Genomic DNA, 2,124 nt, shown 5'->3' on the forward strand with positions numbered 1-2,124 from the left:
CCGGCAAGATGCGGACAGGAACGGCGGGCAAGGCGGAATTCTCGTCATGATGTTTTGAATGGTTCATAACACGCGCTTCTTGCAGGTGGGGCAACTGATCGGCGATAGGTACCCTGTCGATTCCCGGAAACTCGCCAGGCAACGATTCTAGCCGGCAGCGTCCGTAACCGCCCGCAGCCGAGTCATCGCCGCACCGACGACAATGAGCAGGAGCCCCATGATTTCGGGGAATGCATATGATTCATGAAAGAAAAGCCACCCGCAGAGGAGGGCGAGCGATGCCTCGAATCCAAGGATCATGATGAATACGTGGCTGAGGCGCGCGTGCCGCAGCGCCTCCGTCTCCAGAAGGACGGCCCCGGTCAATGCCATTGCGATCAGGCACGATGCCTGGAAGATACCAACAGCATCCCAACGCTTCATGGCGACGGTGGCCAGCACATAACAGGCGGCCGAGCCCAGCGATAGAAGGATAATCAGACTCATCGCCACTGTTGTCTCCCTGCTGTGCCTGCTTGGCATGCCCGGGCCTTTATTTCCAAAGATCCTGGGTTTGCCGGGCTTCGGGGTTCGTTGACCGATTTGCGATGTGACGACCCAGTCCCGGAATGAGCATTCCAACCTGCTTTTGATAGAGGCGATACCGGTCGCCAAAGAGGGCAACGAGATCACGCTCTTCAAGGAAGATGCCGAGCAGGATGTAGCCGGTGGTGGCGACAGAAAACAGCAGATGCCCCGCCGTCATCGACGGTGTCGCCCAGAAGGCCAGCAGAAAGCCCAGATAAAGCGGATGTCGGACCCATTTGTAGAACCACGGTGTCTCGAATACCGGAGCGGCCAATTCCCCGCCGCGCAGACGGGCGAAGACCTGGGCCAGGCCGAACAGCTCGAAATGGTTGATCAAGAACGTGCTGATCAGCAGGATTGCCCAGCCGAGCCAGAAAATCGTCGTCAGGACAATCACGCCTGGCGGGTTGTCAACTTGCCACACGGGGTGGGGGATCGGTCGCCATTGCCAAAACAGCAGGATTAGCGCCAAGCTCGCCAACAGCACATAGGTGCTGCGTTCGATCGCCTTCGGCACAAATCGCGTCCACCAGCGCTTGAACCCTTGCCTGGCCATGATGCTGTGCTGTGCGGCGAACAAACCGAGCAGCAATATGTCGACGACGATGGCTTCAACCGTCGTTCCCGCGATACCGGAATCGATCGACTTCGGCACGACAAGATTGCTGGCGAAACCGATCGCGTACAGGACTGTGAAAAGGAAGATCGCGTAGGCGACGATGCCGTAGAGAAGCGCAATAAGGCCCATCAGCGTTAGTTCTTTCTATGGCGCGAAGCATTCGGGTGCGCCGCGGGTAGCGCGCGCTTGCGATCAGTCGATGGCCCGTCGATCAGGGACGGCGAAGCCACCTGGGTCGTTCATTCAAATTCCCGGACCAGATAGTTGAGGATTCGATCACCGGTCTGAAGGGTGCACCGCAGTTCCGTCGCTCCCCGAAAACTTTCCTGGATCTCGAATTCGAGCCCTGATATCCCGGTACCTGGAAAGGTTTTCTCCTCCGATGGCTCGCTGTCGAAGGTGAACACCTCGTGGCTCACCAGCCTGCATTTCGTGCCGCCAGTCGCAGCGACGGCAACGGTGATCCTTTTTGTTGAGTTGAAGATCGCTTTTACGATGGGACAGACCACTTGCGTCGCTTCGCCCGTCAGTACGAAAACCCCGCCCGAGTAACTCAGGTTCTCGGCCTTTTCCGGGATTTGCGAAACACATTCCGCGCCGCTGTACGTATTGCGTACGTCGGCTTTGGCAACGTTTGACTGAGAGACCGCTGGAAACGCAAGGGCCACAGAGACAAATATTGACCTCATATGGATAATAATAGACATTATTCTGATCTCCTACTGCTTCAGCGATACCATGCGTCGAACCAGGAACCGCATGAGTGCTTGAGACTCTTAGTACACCGGCTCGTTTCTTTACCAATCATGTTGGTATTCACAGCCGGGGAAGATGATGCCACGTCGGTTGTTCAGTCTTCCCGTACCAGGTAGTTGAGGATTCGATCACCGGTCTGAAGGGTGCACCGCAGTTCTGTCGCCCCTCGAAGGCTCGATGGG

Annotated in this window: 3 protein-coding genes; all 3 read right to left on the reverse strand. The window is 57.0% G+C overall.

Translation table 11 applies throughout. From position 1 onward, the window contains the following. Positions 1 to 147: 147 nt before the first annotated feature. A complete protein-coding gene (locus tag G6N73_RS35370; RefSeq protein WP_165034492.1) occupies positions 148 to 492 on the reverse strand; it encodes a DMT family transporter in 345 nt (114 codons plus the stop codon). A 40-nt stretch (positions 493 to 532) separates the two neighbouring features. After that, complete coding sequence (gene mddA / locus G6N73_RS35375; protein WP_165034493.1) at positions 533 to 1,315, reverse strand: methanethiol S-methyltransferase; 783 nt, start codon at positions 1,313 to 1,315, stop codon at positions 533 to 535. Between the two features lie 110 nt (positions 1,316 to 1,425). Continuing rightward, positions 1,426 to 1,893 (reverse strand): hypothetical protein, encoded by a 468-nt coding sequence (locus G6N73_RS35380; protein ID WP_165034494.1) that lies wholly within the window; start codon positions 1,891 to 1,893, stop codon positions 1,426 to 1,428. Between the last annotated feature and the right edge of the window lie 231 nt (positions 1,894 to 2,124).

This window comes from Allomesorhizobium camelthorni, assembly GCF_011045125.1.
GTDB classification, from domain to species: Bacteria; Pseudomonadota; Alphaproteobacteria; order Rhizobiales; family Rhizobiaceae; genus Allomesorhizobium; species Allomesorhizobium camelthorni.

What these genes read in the sequence shown, in the direction of transcription:
- mddA (WP_165034493.1), bottom strand. Translation starts at nt 1,315, where the DNA reads ATGGGCCTTATTGCGCTTCTCTACGGCATCGTCGCCTACGCGATCTTC.
- G6N73_RS35380 (WP_165034494.1), bottom strand. Translation starts at nt 1,893, where the DNA reads ATGTCTATTATTATCCATATGAGGTCAATATTTGTCTCTGTGGCCCTT.